This window comes from Paraburkholderia sp. MPAMCS5, from assembly GCF_036016995.1.
Classification (GTDB): domain Bacteria; phylum Pseudomonadota; class Gammaproteobacteria; order Burkholderiales; family Burkholderiaceae; genus Paraburkholderia.
Genome location: NZ_JAYXBK010000001.1, coordinates 278,555 through 302,586, shown reverse-complemented (window position 1 = coordinate 302,586; position 24,032 = coordinate 278,555). Strand labels below are relative to the sequence as shown.

Below are 24,032 nucleotides of genomic sequence, written 5' to 3'. Positions count from 1 at the left end.
ATTGATTGGCCGCAGACACAGCAGCGCGGCGCTTCAATCTCACTTACGATGTAAGCAGCAATCCTCTTGCAAGCGGTATGAACAGTGCGATTGATAACGCAATGAGCAACAACGATATTGCCGACAAAGTCCCGGCTCTCGTGTGGACCGCGCAAGCGGGCGGGATTGTCACCTACGCGAACTTCGCGAGCCGCATCTACCTCGGCAATCCCTTCGCGCCCAATACCACGCTGCATTGGGATCAGTTCGTTCTCGAAGCCGACGTCAAGAATGTGATCGACGCGTGGCGCCATGCGCTCACGGACGGCGAAAGCGCGAAAGTCAACGCGCGTCTCAAACGGTTCGACGGCGATTACCGCTGGCACAAGCTGCGCATCCAGCCCATTTTCGACGACGCACGGGTGGTGTGCGGCGCATGCGGCATCGCGATGGACATCGACGACTTCGTGAAGGCCGGCGAAACCTACGAGGCTGGCGAACGGCGGCTGCGCGTCGCGCTCGACGCGGCGCGCGTCGGTGCATGGGAATGGGACATGGGCAGCCGCACCGCGCGAATCAGCGCGCAGCTGGCGCAGATTTACGGGCTCAATCCGCAGCAGGCGGAAGTGCCGTTGCAGTGGCTCTCCGACCGCATTCCCGAAAGCCATCGCGCCTGGTTCGCGCGCGAATTGACGAGCCGCCTGCTCGAGTGCGTGCCTTTCGAACTGGACTTTCCCATCGAACTCGAAGACGGCCGGCGCTCGTGGCTGCGAACGCGCGGCGAAACCGACTGCGGAAGCGGCTCGGCAATCGAACGCGTATTCGGCGTCACGTATGACATCACCGAGCAGCACGTTGCGCAGACCGAACGCGAACGCAGCGAGCAGCGTTATCGCGCGCTCGTCGAAGTGTGTTCCGAACTGACGTGGATTGCGGACGCGGCGGGCCACACGAATCAGCTCGGCAACTGGCAGTCGTTCGCGGCGCCGGACGGCTTGCACGCGGGCGGCGAATGGCTCGACCTCGTTCATCCCGACGATCAGGCCGGCGCGCGCGAGAAGTGGTCGAGAATTGTGAAGGCGGAAGTGCCGGGCTCGATGACGTTCCGGCTTCGCCGGCGGGATTGCAGTTGGCGAACCATGGTTGCGCGCGCCGCGCCGTTACGCGACGACGACGGCACGTTGCGCGAATGGTTCTGCATGGCGACCGACGTCACCGACGAACGCGCCGCCGCCGCCGCGCTCGAAGAGCGCAATCTGCGTCTTCAGGTGGCCATGCGCGCCGCCAGAATGACGATCGGCTATCTCTCGCTGGATTCGTGGAAAGTCTGCTGGGACGCCGTCGAGGCCGCGCCCGCCGCGCTGCCGTACGATGCGGCGCTGCATCGCGTGCATCCCGAGGACCGCGCAGCGGTGGACGCCGCGGTACGCTGCGTCGCGCTCACCGGCCGGTTCGACACGCCGCTGGAATTTCGCATCGTCACTGGTGACGCACAACGCTGGCTGCAAAGCCAGGCCGTGTTGCAGCGCGACGCCGACGGCAAACCGTGGCGCGTGATCGCGAGCGCGGTGGACATCACGCAGCGTAAAACGCTGGAACTCGCCTTGCGCGAAACGGACCGCCGCAAGGACGAATTTCTCGCGATGCTCGCGCACGAACTGCGCAATCCGCTCGCGCCGATGCGCAATGCGATTGCATTATTGCGCCGCGAAAAAGAACCCGGCATGAAGACGGGCGAACTGGTCGGCATGCTGAGCCGGCAGGTCGATCACATGGCGCAACTCGTCGACGATCTGCTCGAAGTGTCGCGCATCACGCATGGCCGCATCGTGCTTCGACGCGAGCCGCTGCTGCTCGGCACCGCGGTTTATGGCGCGCTGGAAACGGTGTCTTCCATGGCGACTTCGCGCGGCCAGCATCTCACCGTGCAGTTGCCGCCCACGCCCGTGTGGTTGCACGCGGACCCGCTACGCCTCTCGCAGATTCTCGTCAACGTGTTGAACAACGCGTGCAAATACACGGACCCCGGCGGCAACGTGTGCGTGACGGCGCTCGCCGACGAACGGTCCGCGACCGTGACCATTGAAGACAACGGCAGCGGCATTTCCGCCGATCTGCTGCCGCACATCTTCGATCTGTTCGCGCAAGGCGAACGCACGCTCGACCGCGCGCATGGCGGTCTCGGCATTGGTTTGTCGCTCGTGAAGAAGCTGGTGGAACTGCACGGCGGCGGCATCGATATCGCGAGTCCGGGGCCGGGGCGCGGCGCGACGGTTTCGGTCAGGCTGCCGCTCTCTCATCCGCCGGAAGCGCCTGCGGCGTTGCACGACGAGCCGTCGGCGGCGAGCGCATCGCATGCCGAGCGGGCTTCGCTGCACGTGCTGATCGTCGACGACAACAAGGACGCCGCCGACTCGCTCGCGCTGCTGTGCGAAAGCGAGGGCTATCGCGTGAACGTGACGTACTGCGCCGGCGACGCGCTCGCGATAGCGGAGGCCGAGCCTGTCGATGCCGCGTTGCTCGACATCGGCCTGCCGGATACCGACGGCTATGAGCTGGCCCGGCTGATTCGCCCGAAGGGCGAGACACGACCCGTGCTGATCGCGGTGACGGGTTATGGTCAGGCCGACGATCATCTGCGCGTGCAGGCCGCGGGGTTCGACCATCATCTCGTGAAGCCGGTCAATATCGAGTATCTGATGACGCTGCTGGCGGAGCTGTCGCCAGCAGCCGCGTCGCCGCATGCCGGGTGAAGCGGCGCACGCGCGACGCGGCTAACTGCATACGCGATACGGTCCCATATCGACGTGAAAGTGCGCGCGATGCAGCGCGTTGTAATCCGGTCCGAGCACGGTATGGAACACGGCACACGCGCCATTGCGAGCGCGCCGCACGAATGCGCCCGCGCGGGTATCGCGCGACCAGTCGTGCGCGACGCTGATTGTCGAGCCGTCGGCGAGCACGAAACCTTCGATGTCGATTGCATTCGCAAACGCATGTTCGCTCAGCGGTCCTTGCGCTTCATGGTTGACGTTTCTGCATGCGTAGCTGCCCACGTGAACGATCTGCCGCACGCTTTCGCCGTAAATGGCCTGCGCGGCGGGCTGTAGATAGTGGCGTTCGTACATGGCGAGCGCGAGGGCGAGCGGGCATGTCGCGAGGAAGCTGCTGCTCGGACGCGCGTCCTCGAATCGTTCTACGCGGAGCACGTTTTGAAGTTGGCAAGTCGATGGCGTCGTCTGGTCGGGCACGGGGATGTAGGTCATGTGCGCGGTGTTCAGAGCGCTGCGGCAGGCGATTGGGTCATGCGTGGCGCGCCATAAACGCCAGGGTGTGAGCGGGCCGAGTGGGGCCTGAACGTCGAGTGGCGCGAACGGGTCCCAGCGTGGGGATATCGATATTCGCTGGCCGGCGACGAGCCATGCGAGGACAGCGATAAGTGATGCGGTGAGGAGAAGCGCGAGTAGGCGGGTGTGGCGCATGGTTGGGGCATGCGAAGGGGACGGGAGACGGTTGGTTTGTCGCGAGGGTTTTCGTGCGGGGGTGCCTGCGCTGTTTTGTTGTTTGCTATGGGTTGTTGGTGGCGTTGGTTGTTAGCTGTTCGTTGTTGCTCAGCAATGGGAATGCCTGCTGGCTTTTTTGGTGGGTGAGAGGTGGGTGAAAGAGGTGGGTGAAAGAGGTGGCGATGCTTTTGAACGCGGGTTTATCGGTTTAATCGTTCGCGTGCTGATTGATCGATGAACTCAAGGCAGTGAAGCAATGGGGCACAAGGGGCCCCGTTTTGTTTGAATCGAGCGGACCGCGCGGCCCGCTTTTTGTTGCCGCAGTTCGAGGTGGATGGTTTGCGGCTTTTTCGTTGCTTCGGGTCACGCGCAGCAGCCGCCGATAGACTGGCCGCTGCGCGCCACGTTGATCAGTGGCCTCGGCCGCCATAGCCACCGTTAGAGCCACTGCCGGAACTGCCCCCGCGCCCAAATCCACCGCCGTAGCCGCCTGGGCCGAAGCCGCCTTTGGCGCTGGCGCCGTGGCCGCCGTCGCCGTGGCTACCGTCGCCGTGGCTGCTATCTCCGTGACCGCTCGCGGCGTGGCCGCTATCTCCATGGTCACCATCGCCATGGCCGCCGTCTCCACGGCCGCTCGCGCCCTTGCCACCGTCTCCGTGACCACCGTCGCCGTGTCCGCCGTCGCCGTGGCTGCTATCTCCGTGACCGCTCGCGGCGTGCCCACCATCTCCACGCCCACCATCGCCGTGACCACCGTCGCCGTGGCCTCCGTCTCCATGGCCTCCGTCGCCGTGACCGCCTTCGCCATGGCCTCCGTCGCCGTGACCGCCGTCTCCATGACCTCCGTCGCCGTGGCTGCTATCTCCGTGACCGCTCGCGGCGTGCCCACCATCGCCGTGACCACCGTCGCCGTGACCACCGTCGCCGTGGCCGCTGTCTCCATGGCCACTGTCTCCATGACCGCCGTCTCCATGGCCGCCGCCTCCATGGCCGCCGTCTCCATGGCCGCCGCCTCCATGGCCGCCGTCTCCATGGCCTCCATCTCCATGGCCGCCGTCTCCATGGCCGCCGTCTCCATGACCGCCGCCTCCATGGCCGCCGTCTCCATGGCCTCCGTCTCCATGGCCGCCATCTCCATGGCCTCCGTCTCCATGGCCGCCATCTCCATGGCCTCCGTCTCCATGGCCGCCATCTCCATGGCCTCCGTCTCCATGGCCGCCATCTCCATGGCCTCCGTCTCCATGGCCACCGTCGCCGTGGCCTCCGCCTCCATGGCCGCCGTCTCCATGACCGCCGTCTCCATGGCCGTGACCACCGTCGCCATCACCGTGATGACCGTGTACGCCATGACCATGCCCACCATCGCCACCACTGCCACTGCCACCACTATCGCCACCACCATCACCACCGCCGCCGCTACCTGCTCCCCCGCTACCCGTCCCGCCACCGCCAGTTCCACCAGATCCCGCCCCGCTCGATCCACCCTTTCCCGTGCCGCCCGTGCTACCTGAGCCACTGTTGCCGGTCGCGCCACCCGTGCTGCCCGAGCCACTGTTGCCACTGTTGCCACTGTTGCCACTCGCGCCACTGCCACTACCCACTCCGCCACTGCTCTTTCCGCCACCGTCTGCCGATGCCACCGACGTCCCACGCCCGCCGTTCGGCCAGTACGTCGCCGGGTCGTCTACCAGCGCGGCCACGACCGCGACTTTGCCCGGCGCGAGCGAATCGCCGTCATCGCGCCCGCAACCGGGCGAGCCGGACAACGCGCAGTCACCCGGTGACGCCTGGGCCACAACGACCTTCGTCGAGTTCAATAGCGACGCGTCGCGCGTCGCAGGACCAGTTTGCGCACCTGCCGCAGCAGCATACAAACTCACAGCAACCGCCAATACCGCTTTGCGCGTCCCAAACGCAAAAGCGACCCCACTTTGCTTATTCATCTCGTTCTCCTAACTACATCGATCTAAAATCCGGCGTGAATACTTAGTGAATTTCTGTTCCTTAGTGAAGATGAAACTTCAAATCCCTGGTCGACATAGCCGCACGCCGATAAAAGGCATGCGACGCACGGCGTCGCTCCACGCAGGCACCGGTTCGATCAATGCGACATGAGAAGACGCCTGGCAGTACGCGAACGTTTTTCAAAGTCAGCGCAGCAAGGCTTCATGCACATTGAAGTTATGCGCACGGTGTTCGAGAGACCGTTCGCTATCCCACGCAATATCGCGGCGGAAATAGCGTCTTTTAATTACGAAAAATAACTACCGATCATCGCAAATTGCCGTCAACGCAAATGCCATAAATCGACGATCACTTAATTAGTTATCCGACCTATATGAATCGAAAAACGTGCGACGCCATGGGATAGTCGACGCAAGCAAACCTGCCCGGCTATGAGTGAATCCGCACGTTGGAGCGCGATCTTTACAGCGCAGATGCGATCGATCAGACAGACATCAACGAATCGGCTTGCCGATTGAAGCGTCAACAGACACATCCCAACTTCGCGGACGTGAGAAGAAAATTTCGCTGCCAAACGAGCGGAGGCGCGCGCTTGCTAAATAGTGGTACTCAATGCGCGGTACAAAGAGAGAGTAAGCGAAGAGCCAAAGCGACCTCCGCACAATCGAGAAATACTTCACGAAACGTTAGATTGGCCACGTATCGTGGCAGCGGCTTTCGCGCACCCGAAATCGCAAAAGGTTAAATGTGCGAAGGCGCAAAAAATCATCCGCAGGCCGCCGTCGATTCACGCACGACGAGCCGTGGTTCGAACATCGAATGCCCGGTTTCCACATGGCCCGCGAGCGCGTCGATAAGTTTCTGCATCGCGAGTTCGCCCATCTTCTCGCTTTGAATATCAATCGTAGTCAGCGCGGGTGCCGCGTATTCGCCATATGGAACATTGTCGATGCCGGTCACCGACAACTCCTGCGGCACCTTGATCCCAAGCGACGCCGCCTCCTTCATAAAGCCGAGCGCAATCAGATCGTTGTAGCAGATCACCGCTTGTGGCCTGTGCGGACCGAGCATCACACGCGAGCAGGCATGCTCGCCGGCATGCGCGGTCGGCGCGTGCGCATCATGCACGTCGAGCGTGAGGCCCGCTTCGTCGAGACACTCGCGCGCGCCGCGAATGCGCTCATCGTTCACACTCGCCTGCCCGAAGCCGAGGTAAGCAATCTGACGATGCCCCAGGTTGAGCAGATGCCGCGCGAGCATGTACGTGGCGAGCCGGTTGTCGATCCCGACGCTCGCGATCGGCAACGTATCGCTGCTACGCATGAGCACGATCGGCTTGTCGAGATCGAGCAGCCATTGCGCTTCGCTGTCGGACATCCGCGAGCTGATGATGAGGCCGTCGACGCGCTGCGCGAGCGCTTCGATCAATGGCCGTTCGCGCGCCTGGTTTTCTTCTGTATCGACAAGCAGCAGCGTGTATTCGTGCCGCAGCGCGATGCGATTGGCGCCTTTCACGACGTTGGTGAAATGCGGATTGCTGATGTCGAGAATCGTCACGCCGATGGCGCGCGTGCGGCCGGTAATCATCGAGCGCGCAAGAGGATTCGAGCGGTAGCCGAGCTGCTCGATCGCCGCCTTCAGGCGCGCCTCGACCGGCGCGGAGAAGCGCTGCGCGCCGTTCATGTACTTCGACACCGTCGCGACCGAAACGCCCGCGGCGGCGGCGACATCGCGAATGGTTGCGGAAGCTTTTTTCATCGCGAAGGTGACATCTTCTCCGTGCTAATGAATCGTCGGAAGCCGAAGCCTCCAACAACGCGTCAAAGCGCCGACCCGGCCATGTCGCTTGCGGTTTGACGAACGCTTTCTTTCTGCGCGAGCTCGATACGGCATTTGCCGGCTCTTTTCGCGCGATAAAGCATCGCGTCCGCGCCGGCGAGCGCGTCGCTCACACTGTCGGCTTGCGCGCATTCGTCGATGCCGGCGCTGAACGCATACGCCAGCTTGCCGTCCGCAGCCGGCGAAGGACATCTGACCGCGCGCAACATGTCGCCCACAATGCGCGCTGCTTCCGCCATCGACGTATGCGGAAACAGTATTGCAAACTCTTCCCCGCCGAGGCGGCCGAATACATCGCCAAGACGGATACGCCGCCGCACTTCGTCGCCGAAATCGGCGAGCACGCGGTCGCCCGCGGCATGTCCGTGCCGATCGTTGATCGCTTTGAAATCGTCGATGTCGATGATCGCCACGCACAAGTCGGCGTGCGCGGCACGCGCCGTCCGCCGAAGCGACTCGCCGCGCGTCATGAAGGCGCGGCGGATCAATGCGCCGGTCAGGTCATCGAAAGTGGCGAGGTTCTCGACCTGCTGCATCAAGCGGTCATTGGCGAGCATCACCAGGCCGATCGAAAGGATGGGCAACGACAGGATGCTCACGCCGAGAAACGCGAAATCCGGCACGGTGTGCGCTGCCGACGTCAACGCGGAATCGGTAAAAAACGCGTTCAGAATTCCGCGTGCGAGATACACGACGCCGCCGACAAGCGCCGCGCCCAACACGAGCCAATGTCCGTATTGCGGCCGGCCGCGCACGCGCGCGCTCCAGATGGTCCAGCCCACCGCCATGCGAGCATACGCGAGCAGGAACGACATGAGCGCGGCTCTTGCGACGACATTGGGCGAGATCCACGTCCAGTAGAAAACGGCGCACGCGGACACGCCCAGGGCGACATGTTCACCTGTTCGCGACGGCGCCTTGCTGACGAATGCACGGCATCCTTGCAACATGAGCAACGCGCCAGCCAGCACGATGAGGCAGGACGCCAGCATCGCGGCCGCCGGAGGACGCGCGTGCGTGATGAAAAGCACGCCCGATGCGGCCGCGAACAGGCAATGCGCGGCGAGCCAGCGGCGCAGCCCGGCGACCTGATAGCGCGCGAGATAGCCCAGTACGGCGGCGCTTGAAAGGCACGACACAAATACGGTGGCAAGCAGCGCAAGAGAGCTGGACATGGTTGTTTGGCGTTCTTGTTGGCGCAAACATGCGCCTCTAATAGAGTTACAGCGTCCGTTGTTAAAACCCTCATACGGACCGACTTCGTTTTAATGCTTTTGCGCTGTCAGCACCCGCAGCATTAGCGACAGTATGCGCGCATCGCGCCACATCGCCACGTTATCGCTCCCTCCTTCGAGGAAACGCCCACCACGCGGTCAGGCCTGTGAAGCAGGAACCAGCGCCACCATGTCCCAAATCCTGCACGTCTTCATGCTGGAGCCAGCGCGGCGGCCTTGCGAATGAATCCGCGTCATACGTTTGCAGCAGAAGTTCAGATTTCATCAGTTAGTGCTCGCTTGCGCTTCCGATTTGTCACACCTCGCAATTTACCAGCCGAAGATGAAGCCGCAATGGCCGACATGACGAAGTCACGTAATCGTCATCATCATGAATGGCCTGCGCCATTGTGGTTTAACAGCAGATCGACGCGCATCGCAAACGTTTTCTCTCAAGCTGAAAACGATACCTGAATACTCATTGACGCTGATGCACGGCAGCGGGCTTCACATCGACAATGTGCAGGTCGGTACGCAGATTGGGATAAATGCCGACGATAAACGTCATGTAGAGAAGCCCCGCGAACAGACCGGCGAGCGTGCCCCACGCGTCGCGGGCGCCGGCGCCGCGCCAGAAGTAAAGCGGGACGCCGACCAGCAGATATACCGCGGCGAACACGAGCGCGACCATGAGCGCAGGCGGTACGCTGAGCGCGAAAAAATCCGCCACCGAGAGGATGATCTCCGTTTCGCCGTTCATATGATCCGCGCTTCAAATAAAGTTCGGCATCCTGATGTGTTGATCGGTCAAACATGGCGCGACACGGTTCGATGTCCGGCGTCGTCGCGGCAAGAAGCCATTTGATGACATGAACGCTTTCGAATCGGGCAGACGTCCGTCGGCGGGGACGATTTGCCGCGACACCACCGGCATAGCACGCCGAATACAACGCCGCAGCATCAACAGCGGGCTTTGTCGTGATCGAACAGACCAATGGCCGCCGCCGACGCAACGCCGTTTCCGCCATGCGCTGACCGGATAGCTAACGCCTGAGCCAGGCACACAATCTGCTGTCGCCATCACGTACCGCGTGAAAGCAGTACGACAGATAACCAGGAGCCCATAATGAAAGCAAAGACATTGATCTGCGCAACCGCACTCGCCGCTATCTGTGCATCGCAAGGCGCCTATGCGCAAATCGCCGGCATTCAGCCGCTTGGCGGGACAGTCGAGCAAACCAATGCGCTGCTAAAAGGATGGAGCGTGCGCCGTGCGCTGGTGGACGAGCCCGTCTACAACGATCTGAATGACAAGATCGGCAGCATTTATGACGTCATCATTTCGCCGGATCGCAAGGCGACTTATGCGGTGGTGTCGGTGGGCGGCTTCCTCGGCATGGGCAAGCACTACGTCGCCATTCCGGTGGATCACTTCGAGATTCGCGACGGCAATCTGTTCCTTGCGGGCGCAACGAAAGACGCATTGAAGTCCGTGCCCGAATTCGAGTACAACAAGCTCGAAAAAGCCACGAAGCCTCACAAGGTGAAGACGCAGTAGCGCGATAAGCGTCTTATTTCGCGGCGGTCACAAGTTGCAGCGGCGTCTCGATCGTTCTCGACAACTCGCTCTGCTTCCGCTGCTCGGTCACGGCTTTCAACGCGACGTCCATGCCGAACACGGCTTGCCGGTCGGCGAACTGATTGACCGTGGCGAGCACGTGACCGTCCGCGATCAACGGCTTGATCGCCTCGATCGCGTTATAGCCCGTGATATAGACGCCGCCGGTTCTGCCCGTGTCGCGAACGGCATCCGCTGCGCCCATTGCCATGTTGTCGTTCGCGCAGAGCAGCCCGCGAATCTGTGGATGCTGGCCCAGTATTCTCGACGCGGCGTCGCGACCCTTACCGTATTCCCAATCGGCGGCTTCGGTGGCGACCACGTCCATGCCCGCCGCCTTCATCGACTCCTGATAACCCGCCGTGCGTTGCTGTGCATTGCGATCCGCAGCAACGCCGCCGATGATCCCCACCTGGTCGCCCGCCTTGAGCCGCTGTGCGAGATAGTCCGCGACCAGCATGGCGCCTTTGCGATTGTCCGGGCCCACGAACGGCACGGAAATGTTCGCAGCGTCCTGCAAGGCGTCGTCGAGCGGATTGTCGATGGTGACCACGATGATGCCCGCCTTGATCGCGCGCGCGACCACCGACGTCAGCGCTTTCGAGCCCGACGGCGCAATCACGATCGCGTTCATCTTCGCCTTGATCATTTCCTCGACGATGCGGATCTGCCCGGCCGTGTCGGTCTCGGTCGTGGTTCCGCGAATCGTCAACGCGAATTGCGACGCGTAATGCTGCTGATAGTTTTTCGCGGCGTTCGCCATCGCGATTGTGAAAGGATCGCTGAGCGACTTCAGCACGAGCGCGATCTTCGGCGCGCCGGGCGGCACGCTGGCCGTGCTGGCCGCGCTGGCCGCGCGCGTGAGACCGGCCGCAGCCAGGGCTCCGGCGATCAGCACGCGGCGACGCATGTTCTGCGTCATGGTTTCTCTCCTTCCTGGCATGCCGATATCAGCGGATCTTCAACACGGGCAGGGCCGATACGATTTGCTCGAATAACGGCCGGCTTTGCACGTCGTCGTTCAGACAACGGTCCTTCAGCTTCGTAAGCTGTTCGACGACACCCGCTTGCTCGCCGGACACCGACGCATTGCAGCGGTCGATCCATTCTTCGAGCAGACAACCATACGCCCTCACTTCCAGGCGCTCAAGCGCGGTGCTCAAATCAGGGTTGCCGGTCGAATAGAAAGAAGCGGCGCCGAAGTCCCCTAACAATACGCGTGCCCGCCCGTCGTGCAGAATGTTGTGCGCATACAGATCGCCATGCATGACACCTCGCCGGTGCAAATGACACGCAGCCGATGCAATGCCGTGCGCCATCGTCACGACGTCGGCCACATCGAAAGACGCGTCAGCATCGTAAACATCGCGCGTGCACGACTCGAAACTCGGCGGTCCCGCGAGGTTGCGAAATTGCGGATCGACCAGTTCCATCACGAGGCCGTGCAGATCCGCCGGATGGTCTTTCACTTTTCCTGTCACGGCAATCAGGTTCGCGTGATCGCCGGCTCGAATGCAGGCCGCCATTTCGCAGTCGGGCAAACCGTCGCTCGTGACCGCGCCTTTAAACAGCTTGACCGCGACGGGCCGAGACGCGCCGCCGTGCTCCGCGCGATAGATGACACCCGAAGCGCCTTCGCCCAATTGCGCCTGCAAGTGCAGGTCGTTCCAGGGAATGTCGGCGATGGGCGTATCGACCCATGCAGCGGCTTCCAGCACTTCGCTAAACGGATTGCCCGCATAAGCGAGCCACGTCAGACGCGGCATGCGAAGCAACCATGCCGGCAACGCGTCGAACTGATTCGCGGCAAGCCGCAGCAATTCGAGCCGCGAACACGCGGCCAGTTCTTCGGGCAGACAACGCAGACGATTTCCCGCCAGCATCAACTTCTGCAATTGTGTACATTGGCCGATTTCACGCGGCAACGCGTCGATTTCATTGTCCGTGAGAATCAGCCACCGCAACCGAGGTGGCAGTGCACTGCCCGGAACGCTGCGAATCCGATTGGCCTTGAAGCCGATCATGCTCAATTGCGGACACTGCCCGAGCACTTCCGGCAACTCGGTGAAAGGGTTGCCGGACGCAAAGAGAATGCGCAACTTGCGTAGCCGCGCGAAATCGTCCGGTAACGCAGAAAGCGCATTGCCCGATAGATCGAGAATTTCAAGTGTGTCGGCGAGATCGAAAATCTCGCGCGGAAATTCGGTCAGCCCGCACGCGAGTTTCAGCCGGCGCGCGCCGGAAAGCTGTCCGGCTCGCAGTTGTTCAAGTGTCGATGTCACGGTGTGGAAAGTGTCGGCGGCGGCCGGCTGTCATACGAAGGTGTCAATTCTACTGAGTCGCGTTGCGAAGTGCTGCTTCGGCGCCGAACAACTCAGCGGCGTCCGCACAAATCCTTCATACTTGACGATCGAATAGACAGCAAGATTCGAAGTGTCTTCGGCAAGCGCCAGGCCCACACTGCAACCATCGCCGAGTTTTGCAGAGCCCCGTTTTGCAGAGCCGCACTTCCGCAGTCGCACTTCATATTGCAGGAGCAGACAAGTGACTTACGCGTACACGTTGATGGATTCTCCGGTCGGCAAGCTGAAACTCGTTGCGAAGGGCGAGTGCCTGGCCGCCATTCTATGGGAGAACGACAAGCCCAACCGCGTGCGTCTCGGCGAGATGGTGGAAGCCGACGACCGCCCTGTTCTCATTGAAGCGAGGCGTCAGTTGACCGAGTATTTCGCGGGCAAGAGGGAGACGTTCGATCTCTCACTCGACTTTCAGGGAACCGGGTTTCAGAAGAAAGTGTGGGCTGCCCTGTTGACCATTCCATTCGGCCAGACTCGCACTTACGCGCAAATCGCGGTGCAGATCGGCAACGTCAACGCGGTGCGAGCCGTCGGCGCGGCGAACGGCAGAAATCCGATTTCGATCGTGGCGCCGTGCCATCGGGTGATCGGCGCTTCGGGCGAGCTGACCGGCTTCGCGGGCGGATTGGCGAACAAGATGTTGTTGCTGTCGCTCGAAGCCGGGCAGACTTCGCTGGAAGCATCCACGGCCACGCAAGTGCAAGGAACGGCGAACGCGCCCGTTGTCGTTGCGAAACGCACACGCTTTGCGCCAGCTCGCGGCGAGCAGCGTTCGTTGTTTGGCAATTGAAAAGCGTGAAGCTGACCGGCAAGCGGACACCCACGCGTTAAAAGCCCGCGAAGAATGCTCGCGCGGCCATCATGCACGAGCTGGCCACCAACTCTGCGTGATACGACCGCAACACCGCGGACGCGCCGCCGTCCGGCGCGCCGGCGGCCACGGCGTCGCTCGCCACTGTGGCCTTCGCCTTTGCAAAGCCTTGCTTGATGGCCGCGAACGGATCGTCCGGGAGCGCGACGGGCGCATCCACATCGAGCACCGAAGTCAGCCCCGCTTTCACCTTCGCGTTCAGCCAGTACGCCTGCTCGATCTGCGTGTTGAAGAAGAACACCATCGGGTCCGCGTTGCCGCCACATAACAGCACGGGCGCTTTCGGCACCCAGTTGCGCAGATCGTTGCGCCTGAACGCCTGCCGCAACGGCTGCGCGGGATTCGCGGCGGGCGCGAGGTTCTCAGTCGCAATGGGAAAGGCGCCATCAGGATTCGCCGCCGCGTCTTCGAGAAGGGCGAGGCGGTAGGTGTTGCGCACGAGATTCGCGTCGCCGAAACCTGCTGCGAACATCGGCGTTAGCGCAGGCGGCGTCAAGGCGGGCGACGCGGGCGGCGTCATGGAAGCGAACTGCGGCGCGGGCGGCGTGCGGCTGAAGAGATGCGTCGACGGCAATCGTCCTTGTTTGAACAGCGTGTCGAGCGTTTGTGTGCTCGGCAAAAGCGTGTCGATGCCTGGCGCGTACGCTGATTCAAAGAAGTCGGACGGCTTGCGATAGAGGTTCTTATAAGCGTGTTGATAGCCGGTGACGGCCATCGTCGTCAGCAGTGTTGCGCCGAGATTGACCTCGCCCGCCGAGATCGCGTCGGCGGTGGCGGCCAGCGCATAAGGCCCCGATCCCGGCGCGGACGCCGTCACTTCGACACCCGCCGCTTGCAGCGCGCGGTGCGTCGCCAAGGCGACGAAGCCGCCTTGCGAATAACCGGTGATGAACAGCTTGCCGTTCTCGCGCGCAGCCGCTTGCGAGCCGTCGCCTGACAACACGGCGCGCGCCGCGCGCAGCGAGTCGATCATATCGGCGGATTGCTGGTCGGCGTTCAGATAAGGGTGATAGGGCAGATCGGAGCCGGCATAACCCGCATAGTTGCTGGCGGCCACGATATAGCCGTGCGCCGCGTACATCGCGGCCACGCTGAGGCCCTCGCCCGCGCCGCCGTTTTGCGGGTCGGTCTGTGTGATGTCGGCGAGATTGTCGTTGCGGTACTCGCTGGTGCCGTGCGCATACAGCATGAGCGGGCGCGGCCCGCTGCATTCCGTGGAATCGCCCTGTGGAATCATCAACGCGCCGCTCGCGATGGCCGCCTCGCCCGCGCCGCCCATGGTGCGATAGCGGAAATACACGATCTCCACGCCGCAGGCCGGCGCGCCCGCCATCTGTGCGAGTTGCTGGCCGGAAGGGCTCGCCGTGAGCAGCTTCGCCAAATCCGCTGCGCCAAGCCGCACCGTGACGCGATGATCGAGAAGCCGGCCGCGCGCGCGACACGCGTGATCGCATGACGAACCGGCATACGCCGAGCCGCCGACGCCCAACGCCATGCATGACAACAATGCGAGAGCGGCAGTGCGCATCGCTTTCGACATGCGGGTCTCCCGGCGAAATCGCTAGCATAGCGCCACTACGGCGCGCCCCGCCAAGGCTTTTCGACCGGATTCAAATCACGGCGGCAAAGCGCTGCGATGGTCTCGTCGCCGCGCGCGCCGCCAACGCGCCCGCCATGCCGTCGCTCGAATCGTCGTGCACATGGAACGTATGGATCGACGCTTCCAGCAGCCGCGCCTGTTCGGTCAATGTCTGCGCCACCGCCGCGGCCTGCTCGACGAGCGCGGCGTTTTGTTGCGTGACGCTGTCCATCTGCGTCACGGCATCGCCGACCTGGTCGATGCCTGCGCTCTGCTCGGCGGCGGCCGCCGCGATATCGCGCATCACGGCCGACAGTTTTGCAATCGCCTCGCTTGCCGCCTGAATCGTGGCACCGGTCTTATCGACAAGCTCGACGCCGCTCTCGACGCGGCCCACCGCGCGGCCAATCAGCGCGCGAATTTCCTTCGCTGCCGACGCGCTGCGCTGCGCGAGCGTGCGCACTTCGCCTGCGACCACGGCGAAGCCGCGCCCTTCGTCGCCTGCACGCGCCGCTTCCACGGCCGCGTTCAGCGCGAGAATGTTGGTCTGGAACGCGATGCCTTCGATCACCGAAATGATCTCGACCATCTGGTGCGATTCCGCCGAAATCTCTTTCATCGTCGACACGGCGTCGGCCGCCATCTCGCCGCCCTGAACGACGATCCGCTCGGCGTTCGCCGTCAGCCGGCTCGCCGTCTGCGCATTTTCCGAGGTTTGCCGGACCATCGCGGTCATCTGCTCCATGCTGGCCGCCGTTTCCTCCAGTGCCGCCGCCTGGCTTTCCGTGCGCGCGGACAGATCCGTGTTGCCCGCCGCGATCTCGCGCGCGCCGGTCGCGACCTTGTCGGCGGCGCCGCTAATCTGCGCGATGGTGTTCGCGAGCGCGTCGCGCATGTGCCGCATGGTGTGCAGAAGGCTTGAGTCGTCGCGTTCGCGAATGTGAATCGGAATGACGAGGTTGCCTCGCGAGATTTCGCCCGCGACCTGCGCGACATAAGCCGGGTCGCCGCCGATCGCGCGCTCGATGCTGCGGTTGGTGAACGCGACGAGCGCGGACAGCATCAGCGCGACCGCGCCGAACACGCTGCCGAGGATATACAGCGACACCTTGAAGGCGGCATCGATATCGTCGACGTAGGCGCCCGTTGCAATGATCCAGTCCCACGGCGCGTAACGCACCACATAGCCGATCTTGCCGACCGCCGCCGACGGCGGACTGTTCGGATGCGGGAACACGTAGTCGACGAAACCGCCTTCCGGCGCCTGCGCGACGGTCGCGAACGTGACGTAGTGATGGCGGCCATCGGCATCGGCGGTGCTCGCGAGATCCTTGCCGTTCAACGCGGGCTTCATCGCGTGCATGACCATGCGCGGCTTCGAGTCGATCACGAGAAAGTAGCCGTCCTCGCCATAGCGGACGCCGCGCAGACGCTCCAGCGCCTGCTTCTGCGCGTCGGCCTCGCTGAGCGCGCCGTTTTGCGCCAGCGCCGCGTATTGCTGCACGATGCTGAGCCCCACATGCGCCACGTTCACGAGATCGTTCTTGCGTTCTTCGACGCGCGTCTGACGCGACAACCACGTCGCCGACACGGACACGGCGAGAAGTGCCAGCAGGCTGACGACGAGCGGCAACCAGAGCTTCTGCTTGAAATTCAGACGGTGCATGCGCCTCCCTGTTTCGTACGGTCGAAGAAGGTCATTCAATGGCTGCGCAGACCGCCGGTCATCTCAGCCGGCACGGTCCCATTGCATGAGCACTCGACTGATTTATCGGCAACGCCGCGCGCGGCATGTGTAGAGACAAACCCTTTATTTGAAATCGTCCCAACGAAGACGATTAACCGTTGAGTCAGTGAGTCCGTGGGTGGCCCACCATTCGGTCGCTTTCTGCATATCCCACGCGGGCAGCCCTTCACGTTCGGAATTCAAAAAGGATTTCCCCGCACTGAGCCATGTTTCCGACCGCTCGCGCATGGCTCGCGCGAAACGCTGCGCACGCGCCGGCAAACCTCGGCCGCCCGCAGCGTTCCGCTCCGCTTCAAAGCCACACTTTCGCAAGAGAAATAGTTTCGAATAAGGGCAAACCCGTATAATCGTGTCCAAGAGGTCAGACAACTACGGCGCATAGCGTGTGACGACCTCTGCGCCCGGCCGCTCCGTCCGGTGCTTACCTTAGAACGCTCTTCTGCCCAGATCCGTGACTTCCACTGCCGCTGCACCCGCGCTGCCTTTCCGGAACGCCCTCCTCGCGATGCTCGGCATCGGTCTCGTCAACATGCTGGTCGCGCTCGACCAGACGGTCGTCAGCACCGCGCTGCCTTCGATCGTCGCGGAACTGCACGGCTTCGAGTATTACGCGTGGATCGCGAGCGCTTACCTGCTCGCTTCGGTGGTGACGGTGCCGGTGTTCGGCCGGCTCGGCGACTACTTCGGCCGCAAACGCTTCGTGATCGCGGCGGTGATCACGTTCACGGTGGCGTCGGTGCTTTGCGGCCTCGCGAACGACATGCTGTTTCTCGTGATCGCGCGCGGCCTGCAAGGCGTGGGCGGCGGCATGATGGTCGGCACGGCGTTCGCGTCGATACCGGACCTGTTCCCCGATCCGCGCGCCCGCGTGCGCTGGCAGGTGGTGATGGCGGCGGCCTATGGCATCGGCACGGCGGCGGGGCCGTCGCTCGGCGGCTGGATGAGCGAGCATCTGGGCTGGCGCTCGACGTTCCTGATCAATCTGCCGGTGGGCGGCGCAGCGCTCTATTTCATCTGGGCGCATCTGCCGGGCATGCAGCGTGCGCATGAAGGCGAGGTCAAGATCGACTGGCTCGGCGCCGGGCTCGTGGCCGCCGTGCTGGGCGGACTCCAGGCTTTCATCGAAGCGGTGCCGAAACACGGCTTGACCGCCGGCAATCTGACGCTCGCCACGTGTGTGATCGTCGGCGCGATTGCGTTGTTCGTGTGCGAAAAGCGCGCCACGCATCCGATCATTCCGCTCGATCTTTTCAAAGATCCGCAGCTCGTCACGCTCTTCACGCTCGGCATGCTGTCCGGCTTCGTGATGTTCTCGCTGATCTTCTTCGCGCCGCTCTTGCTGCAAGGCGGCTTCGGGCTTTCTCCGCAACAGGCCGGCCTGCTCGCCACGCCGATCGCCGCGTGTATCGCGCTCGGCAGCCTGCTCAACACGCGCATCGTCATTCACATGAAGAAGCCGACGCGCATTCTGTCCATCGGCTTTGCGCTGCTGTTGTTCGCGTCGGTCGGACTGGCGTTCGCGAACCCGGACACGCCGCACCTGGGGCTCGAATTGCCGATGGCCGCGGTCGGCATCGGCCTCGGCTTCATCCTCAACAATCTGAATGTGTTCGGTCAGGAGATCGCCGGCCCCGAGCGCTTCGGCATCACGACGGCGCTGTTGCAGTCCACGCGAATGGTGGGCGGGATGTTGGGCACGAGCATCGTGGCGACCGTGGTGCAGCACCACTATCGCGATGTCGTCACGCGGACCATGAGCGTGCTCGGCGAGCCGGCCGCGTCGCAATGGCGCCCGCGCTTCGTCGATCTTCGCATTCTGATCGACGAGGCGTCGCGCCTGACACTGCTCGCGGACATGAAGCCGTCGGGGCTCGACACGCTCGCGTTGATCAACACCGCGCGCGATGCGCTGGTGCAGTCGATTCACATCGGCGTGTGGCTCACCGCCGTGGCGGCGCTGGCCGCCGCGTTGCTCGTGCAACGCATTTCGCACGTGGTGTTCCGCCGCGGCTAGACGCTAGACGTTAGACGCTCAACGCCTGGCCGTCGGCGAAACTCGTGCACTCGGAATTTACTGCGGGCCGAGCTTGCGGATCAGCGCGTCGAGCTGCGCGAGTTCTTCGTCATTCAGATCGGTGAGCGGCGCGCGCACCGGACCGGCGTCGCGGCCCACCAGTTTCGCGCCCGCCTTCACGATACTCACCGCGTAGCCCGCGCGACGATTGCGAATCGCCAGATACGGCAGGAAGAACTCGTCGATCAGCTTGCCGACCGTCGCGTGATCGTCGGCGGCGATCGCGCGATAGAACTCCATGGCGGTCTTCGGAATGAAGTTGAACACCGCCGACGAATACACCGGGACGCCCAGCGCCTTATACGCCGCTGCATACACTTCCGCGGTCGGCAGGCCGCCGAGATACGAGAAGCGCTCGCCGAGGCGGCGGCGAATCGTCACCATCGCTTCGATCTCGCCCACGCCGTCCTTGAAGCCGATCAGATTCGGGCAGCGGTCCGCGAGCATTTCGAGCATGTCCGCGTTCAGCTTCGAATTCGCGCGGTTATACACGATGACGCCCATGTTCTTCACCGCGTTGCACACCTGTTCGACGTGCGCCGCAATGCCTTCCTGCGACGCTTCGGTCAGATAGTGCGGCATCAGCAGCACACCGCTTGCGCCAAGGCGCTCGGCTTCCTGCGCATACTCGATCGCGACGCGCGTCGGGCCGCCCGCGCCCGCGAGAATCGGCACCTTGCCTTTGCACGTTTCCGTCGCCGTGCGAATCACGTTCGTGTAGTCGCTTCTGGTCAGCGAAAAGAATTCGCCTGTGCCGCCTGCCGCGAACAGCGCCGTCGCACCATACGGCGCGAGCCATTCGAGACGTTGCGCGTAGGTGTCGGCGCGGAAGTTGCCTTGCGCGTCGAAGTCGGTCACGGGAAAAGACAGCAGGCCTTCGGATACGATCGCTTTGAGTTCTTGCGGTGAAGTCATGGTCGGGTTACTTGAATATCGTCAAATGTGAGTGAACGCCGTGGGGCGCGTTGCGTGTGCAGGGCGCCGCTTAGCGCACGAGGCACGGGCGCTTGTTGTCGAACTTCCAGTTGGGAATCAGGTACTGCATCGCGACGCCGTCGTCGCGTGCGCCGAGGCCGTGCTGCTGGTAGAGCGCATGCGCCTTCTCGATCTCGTCCATATCCAGCTCGACGCCGAGGCCGGCTTTCTGCGGCACCTTCACCTTGCCGCCGACGATCTGCAGCGGCTCGCGCGTCAGACGCTGGCCGTCCTGCCAGATCCAGTGCGTGTCGATCGCGGTGATCTTGCCCGGCGCCGCGGCAGCGACGTGCGTGAACATCGCCAGCGAAATGTCGAAGTGGTTGTTCGAGTGCGAGCCCCACGTGAGACCCCAGTCGTTGCACATCTGCGCGACGCGCACCGAGCCTTGCATGGTCCAGAAGTGCGGATCGGCAAGCGGAATGTCCACGGACTGCAACTGGATCGCGTGACCCATCTGGCGCCAGTCGGTCGCGATCATGTTGGTCGCTGTCGGCAGGCCGGTCGCGCGGCGGAATTCCGCCATCACTTCGCGGCCCGAATAGCCGTTTTCGGCGCCGCACGGGTCTTCGGCGTAGGCGAGCACGTCGTGCTGGTCGCGGCACAGGCGCACCGCTTCGGCCAGCGACCACGCGCCGTTCGGATCTAGCGTCACGCGCGCATTCGGGAAGCGCTCGGCAAGCGCGGTCACTGCTTCGATTTCGGCGTCGCCGGACAACACGCCGCCCTTCAGCTTGAAGTCGTTGAAGCCGTAGCGTGCTTGTGCCGCTTCGGCGAGGCGAACCACGGCTTCGGGCGTCAGCGCCACTTCGGTGCGCACGCGCTCCCAGTCGTCGCGTCCGTCGGCGCCGCTCGCGTACGGCAAATCGGTCTTGTTGCGATCGCCGACATAGAACAGGTAGCCGAGCATTTCCACTTCGTCGCGCTGCTGGCCTTCGCCGAGCAATGCCGCGACCGGCACGCCGAGATGCTTGCCGAGCAGATCGAGCAACGCCGCTTCGAGCGCGGTGACGGCGTGAATCGTCGTGCGCAGATCGAAGGTTTGCAGGCCGCGTCCGCCCGAATCGCGATCGGCGAACTGCGTGCGCACCTTGTTCAGCACGGCGTGCAGATTGCCGATGGATTGACCGACGACGAACGGACGCGCGTCGTCGATCGTCTTGCGGATGTTTTCGCCGCCCGGCACTTCACCCACGCCGGTGTTGCCCGCGCTGTCGCGCAGAATCACGATATTGCGCGTGAAGAACGGACCATGCGCGCCGCTCAGGTTCATCAACATGCTGTCGCGGCCGGCGACAGGCACCACGCGCAACTCGGTGACGGTGGGCGTATCGTTCGAAGTAGTGGGTTTCGTGGACATGTGAACTAGACCTGGTAAGTGAATGAGCCGGACGATGACAAGCGGCGACGACGAAAAAATAGCGATTAGCGTACGCCGCCACGGAGATGACCGGGCGGCGTGTCGCCGGTTTAATCGCTTGCCTCGCACGAGATATGTTGTCTGATGACAGTCTACCCCCGTTGAACGATGATTTCCAATGCGGTGTTTACCCTGCCTTACCGCGTATTTTCGGAGCTTTTGGGCCTCTGACTATACGAGCCACAGCTCGATATCGGTTGGCGAGCGATAATAAGACGTCTGATGACATATCAACCCGTCTTGCCGTCGTCCCATGAGTTCTCGCGGCAGACGCTATGATGGCTGATGTCCGGGCGTCGCCAGACGTCCCGCGCGCACGAAAAGCGCGCGTTTTCAGCCGATCAGTCAACACATCCCAGAAATGAGCAGCCTAACTGAGAAAGTGGTGGCCACCCTTTCCGACGACATCCGCCGCGGCGTCCTGAGACCGGGAGACCGCATTCCGACCGAAGTCGCGATGATGAAGCAGCTCTCGGTGAGCCGCTCCGTCGTGCGCGAAGCCATTTCGCGCCTGCAGGCAGCGAAGGTGGTCGAAACCCGTCATGGCATCGGCACGTTCGTGCTCGCGCCCTCGGCCGACAAACCCATGGAACTGCCCGCCGCCGATCTGTCGAGCATGCTCGACGTGATGGCGATCATCGAATTCCGTATCGATGTGGAAGCGGCGTCGGCCGCGCTCGCCGCCGCGCGGCGCACCGAGCAGAGCCTCAAGCAGATGCGCGCAGCGCTGGAGCGCTTCGAGTCGGAGCTGGAGCGCGGCAGCACGGACACGCTCGCGCATGACGTCGAGTTTCATTTGCAGATCGCGCGCGCGAGCGGCAATCGTTATTTCTTCGACGTGCTCAGTCAGTTGGGCCGCTCGGTGAGCCCGCGCACGCGGCTCGGCTCAGCCGAGATCGCGGAACTCGATCAGATCGAGACCTTGCGCAACGTGCTCAACGAGCATCAATTGATTTATCGGGCGATCGAGCGTCAGGACCCCGACGACGCCCGCGCCGCCATGCGCATGCATCTGAGCAACAGCCGCGAACGGTTGCGTCGCGCGCATGAGTCGTCGAGCAAGGCTGGCGGGTAGTCGGCGAGCGGGCGCGGGAATCGAGCGCCGCAATCAAGCGCGCCGACCTCGCGCGGCGAAAAACGGCGAACAAGCGGCTAACAAGCGGCTAACAAGCGAGCGGCGAAAAGCGGCAAATAAGCGCCGGCGCGTCAGGCCGGCGGCGGCGCTTCGATCTCGAGCCCCATCAGCGCGGAACTCAGCGATTTGCCGTGCGCGTCGAGCGCCAGCGAGCGCGTCACGCCGCCGCCGAGCGCCTCGCCGAGCACGAAGTTGAACGCGGCAATCGCGGGTAATTCGTAGCGCACCACGTTGCCGCGCACCACATCGGCGAGATGCGCCTTTACCCGCTCGGGCGTGAGGACAGTTCGCACATGCTCGTAGTGCCGCGCGTCGTAGCAAATCACCGAGATGTTCAGCGTGTTGCCTTTATCGCCGGTGCGGGAATGAGCAAGCTCGCGCAGTTTCATTTCATGCCTCCACCATGGTGAACGCGGGCTTCACCTGCTCGCGCGGCAACAGCACCGATTGCACCGCTACCACTTCGCGCGCCGATTTCGTGACGCCGCCGCCCCCCGCCGGACCATTCGTATACAAGGTCTCGACCTCGTTGCCGATCCGCACCGCTTCCGCCAACGATGCCGCGCGCCCCGCCACGCGCACGCGCACTTCATACGGCTCGGCGGAACCGGCGGCCAGCGTCTCGCCATGCAACGCGTTCACGCCGATCAGATCGAAGCGCAATTCCTGCGTCTGCACGCCGGTCAATGCAAGCCGCTCGCGCACGACGTCGAGCGCGAGGCGAGCACGCGCGAGCGCGCCCGGACCGGCATACGAAATCTGCCCTTCGCCGATATAGCCGTCGAAATACGCCACCGACACCTTCAGCGTGCCGGTGCGCGAAGCGCCCTGGCCGCCGCTCACGCGAACGCGGTCCGGCGCATCCTGCTCGACCCGCACCTGTGAGAAATCGGCGACCACGTCCGGCTGCAAATAGCGTCGCGGATCGTGGATCTCATACAGCAATTGCTCCTTGCAGGTCGCCTCGGTCACGCGTCCGCCCGCTCGCGCGAGCTTGGTGATGACCGCCGCGCCGTCCTGCCCGACTTCCGCGATGGGAAAGCCGAGCCGCGCGAGCGCCGGGACGTCCTTGAAACCGGGGTCCGCGAAATAGCCGCCGGTGATCTGCCCCGCGCATTCGAGCAGATGGCCGATCGCCGTCGCCTGGCCGAGCGTCGGCCAGGCGTCCATGCGCCAGCCGAATTCGTGGATCAACGGCGCGACGAACAGCGAGGGATCGGCGACGCGCCCCGTCAGCACGACCTGCGCGCCCGCCGCGAGCGCGTCGACGATGGCGCTCGCGCCCAGATACGCGTTGGCGGAAACGAGCCTCGACTGGTAATCCGCCACGCGCTCGCCCGATTCCTCGAAATGGAAATCGCCGCCGCGCACGGCGTCGAGCACGTCGTCGCCGGTCACGGCCGCAATCCTGATGCCGCCGAGTCCGAGCGAGCGCGCGATCGCAGCCGTCTTGCGCGCCGCCGCGAGCGGATTCGCCGCGCCCATGTTCGACACGATGCGCACGCCGTTGCGCAGCGCGGCCGGCAACACGGCGTGCATGCGCGTTTCGAGCAGCGGGTCGTAGCCAAGCTCGGGATCTTTGCTGCGCGCCTGCTGCGCGATGGCGATCGTGCGCTCGGCGAGACATTCGAACACGAGGTAATCGAGCGCGCCGTGTTCCGCGAGTTCGACCGCGGGCTCGATGCGGTCGCCCGAATAGCCCGCGCCCGCGCCGATTCGCACAAGGCGTCCATGCTGAGTGGCTGTCATGCTGCTG

The 24,032-nt window shown here is 63.5% G+C and carries 19 protein-coding genes; 6 read left to right on the top strand and 13 right to left on the bottom strand.

Annotated features, from left to right (window positions below; all coding sequences use genetic code 11):
* Positions 1-101 precede the first annotated feature (101 nt).
* Positions 102-2,732, top strand: a complete 2,631-nt coding sequence (locus VOM14_RS01410; RefSeq protein ID WP_327626872.1) for a PAS domain-containing hybrid sensor histidine kinase/response regulator — start codon at positions 102-104, stop codon at positions 2,730-2,732.
* Positions 2,733-2,753: 21 nt separating this feature from the next.
* Here the strand turns inward: VOM14_RS01410 and VOM14_RS01405 are convergent, their stop codons facing one another.
* From VOM14_RS01405 to VOM14_RS01390, 4 genes are all read right to left on the bottom strand, one after another.
* Positions 2,754-3,461 carry an extensin-like domain-containing protein gene (locus tag VOM14_RS01405; RefSeq protein WP_327626871.1) on the bottom strand — a complete coding sequence of 236 codons (708 nt, stop codon included), beginning with the start codon at positions 3,459-3,461 and terminating at the stop codon, positions 2,754-2,756.
* Between the two features lie 229 nt (positions 3,462-3,690).
* A complete protein-coding gene (locus VOM14_RS01400; protein WP_327626870.1) occupies positions 3,691-4,941 on the bottom strand; it encodes a hypothetical protein in 1,251 nt (416 codons plus the stop codon).
* A 1,271-nt stretch (positions 4,942-6,212) separates the two neighbouring features.
* Entirely contained in the window at positions 6,213-7,205 is a 993-nt protein-coding gene (locus tag VOM14_RS01395) for a LacI family DNA-binding transcriptional regulator (protein WP_327626869.1), read from the bottom strand.
* Positions 7,206-7,267: 62 nt separating this feature from the next.
* Positions 7,268-8,461 (bottom strand): GGDEF domain-containing protein, encoded by a 1,194-nt coding sequence (locus tag VOM14_RS01390; RefSeq protein WP_327626868.1) that lies wholly within the window; start codon positions 8,459-8,461, stop codon positions 7,268-7,270.
* A gap of 282 nt (positions 8,462-8,743) precedes the next feature.
* On the opposite strand from VOM14_RS01390, the gene VOM14_RS01385 reads away from it, so the two are divergent.
* Complete coding sequence (locus tag VOM14_RS01385; RefSeq protein WP_327626867.1) at positions 8,744-8,974, top strand: hypothetical protein; 231 nt, start codon at positions 8,744-8,746, stop codon at positions 8,972-8,974.
* 4 nt (positions 8,975-8,978) lie between these two features.
* On the opposite strand, the gene VOM14_RS01380 is transcribed toward VOM14_RS01385, so the two are convergent.
* Positions 8,979-9,260 (bottom strand): hypothetical protein, encoded by a 282-nt coding sequence (locus tag VOM14_RS01380; RefSeq protein WP_327626866.1) that lies wholly within the window; start codon positions 9,258-9,260, stop codon positions 8,979-8,981.
* A gap of 366 nt (positions 9,261-9,626) precedes the next feature.
* Between VOM14_RS01380 and VOM14_RS01375 the strand changes: the two genes are divergently transcribed.
* The gene (locus VOM14_RS01375; protein ID WP_327626865.1) at positions 9,627-10,058 is read left to right on the top strand and encodes a PRC-barrel domain-containing protein; all 432 of its coding nucleotides are present in this window, start codon (positions 9,627-9,629) and stop codon (positions 10,056-10,058) included.
* Between the two features lie 13 nt (positions 10,059-10,071).
* Here the strand turns inward: VOM14_RS01375 and VOM14_RS01370 are convergent, their stop codons facing one another.
* Entirely contained in the window at positions 10,072-11,040 is a 969-nt protein-coding gene (locus tag VOM14_RS01370) for a substrate-binding domain-containing protein (protein ID WP_327626864.1), read from the bottom strand.
* 28 nt (positions 11,041-11,068) lie between these two features.
* Positions 11,069-12,400 (bottom strand): leucine-rich repeat-containing protein kinase family protein, encoded by a 1,332-nt coding sequence (locus tag VOM14_RS01365; RefSeq protein ID WP_327626863.1) that lies wholly within the window; start codon positions 12,398-12,400, stop codon positions 11,069-11,071.
* A gap of 262 nt (positions 12,401-12,662) precedes the next feature.
* Here VOM14_RS01365 and VOM14_RS01360 point away from each other — a divergent pair, with 262 nt between their 5' ends.
* Positions 12,663-13,265: a methylated-DNA--[protein]-cysteine S-methyltransferase gene (locus VOM14_RS01360; RefSeq protein ID WP_327626862.1), complete on the top strand. Its 603-nt coding sequence runs from the start codon at positions 12,663-12,665 to the stop codon at positions 13,263-13,265.
* Positions 13,266-13,302: 37 nt separating this feature from the next.
* Here VOM14_RS01360 and VOM14_RS01355 read toward each other — a convergent pair whose 3' ends face one another.
* Complete coding sequence (locus VOM14_RS01355; protein ID WP_327626861.1) at positions 13,303-14,886, bottom strand: alpha/beta hydrolase family protein; 1,584 nt, start codon at positions 14,884-14,886, stop codon at positions 13,303-13,305.
* A 70-nt stretch (positions 14,887-14,956) separates the two neighbouring features.
* Positions 14,957-16,591 (bottom strand): methyl-accepting chemotaxis protein, encoded by a 1,635-nt coding sequence (locus VOM14_RS01350; RefSeq protein ID WP_327626860.1) that lies wholly within the window; start codon positions 16,589-16,591, stop codon positions 14,957-14,959.
* Between the two features lie 586 nt (positions 16,592-17,177).
* Here VOM14_RS01350 and VOM14_RS01345 point away from each other — a divergent pair.
* Entirely contained in the window at positions 17,178-18,686 is a 1,509-nt protein-coding gene (locus VOM14_RS01345; protein ID WP_327627395.1) for an MFS transporter, read from the top strand.
* 57 nt (positions 18,687-18,743) lie between these two features.
* Here the strand turns inward: VOM14_RS01345 and kdgD are convergent, their stop codons facing one another.
* Both kdgD and gudD read right to left on the bottom strand, forming a co-directional pair.
* The gene (gene kdgD, locus VOM14_RS01340; RefSeq protein ID WP_327626859.1) at positions 18,744-19,661 is read right to left on the bottom strand and encodes a 5-dehydro-4-deoxyglucarate dehydratase; all 918 of its coding nucleotides are present in this window, start codon (positions 19,659-19,661) and stop codon (positions 18,744-18,746) included.
* Positions 19,662-19,731: 70 nt separating this feature from the next.
* A complete protein-coding gene (gene gudD / locus VOM14_RS01335) occupies positions 19,732-21,081 on the bottom strand; it encodes a glucarate dehydratase (RefSeq protein ID WP_327626858.1) in 1,350 nt (449 codons plus the stop codon).
* A 421-nt stretch (positions 21,082-21,502) separates the two neighbouring features.
* Here gudD and VOM14_RS01330 point away from each other — a divergent pair, with 421 nt between their 5' ends.
* On the top strand, positions 21,503-22,216 hold the full coding sequence (locus tag VOM14_RS01330) for a FadR/GntR family transcriptional regulator (RefSeq protein ID WP_327626857.1): 714 nt from the start codon (positions 21,503-21,505) through the stop codon (positions 22,214-22,216).
* 131 nt (positions 22,217-22,347) lie between these two features.
* On the opposite strand, the gene VOM14_RS01325 is transcribed toward VOM14_RS01330, so the two are convergent.
* On the bottom strand, positions 22,348-22,665 hold the full coding sequence (locus tag VOM14_RS01325; protein ID WP_327626856.1) for an AtuA-related protein: 318 nt from the start codon (positions 22,663-22,665) through the stop codon (positions 22,348-22,350).
* Between the two features lies 1 nt (position 22,666).
* Positions 22,667-24,025 carry an acyclic terpene utilization AtuA family protein gene (locus VOM14_RS01320; protein WP_327626855.1) on the bottom strand — a complete coding sequence of 453 codons (1,359 nt, stop codon included), beginning with the start codon at positions 24,023-24,025 and terminating at the stop codon, positions 22,667-22,669.
* Between the last annotated feature and the right edge of the window lie 7 nt (positions 24,026-24,032).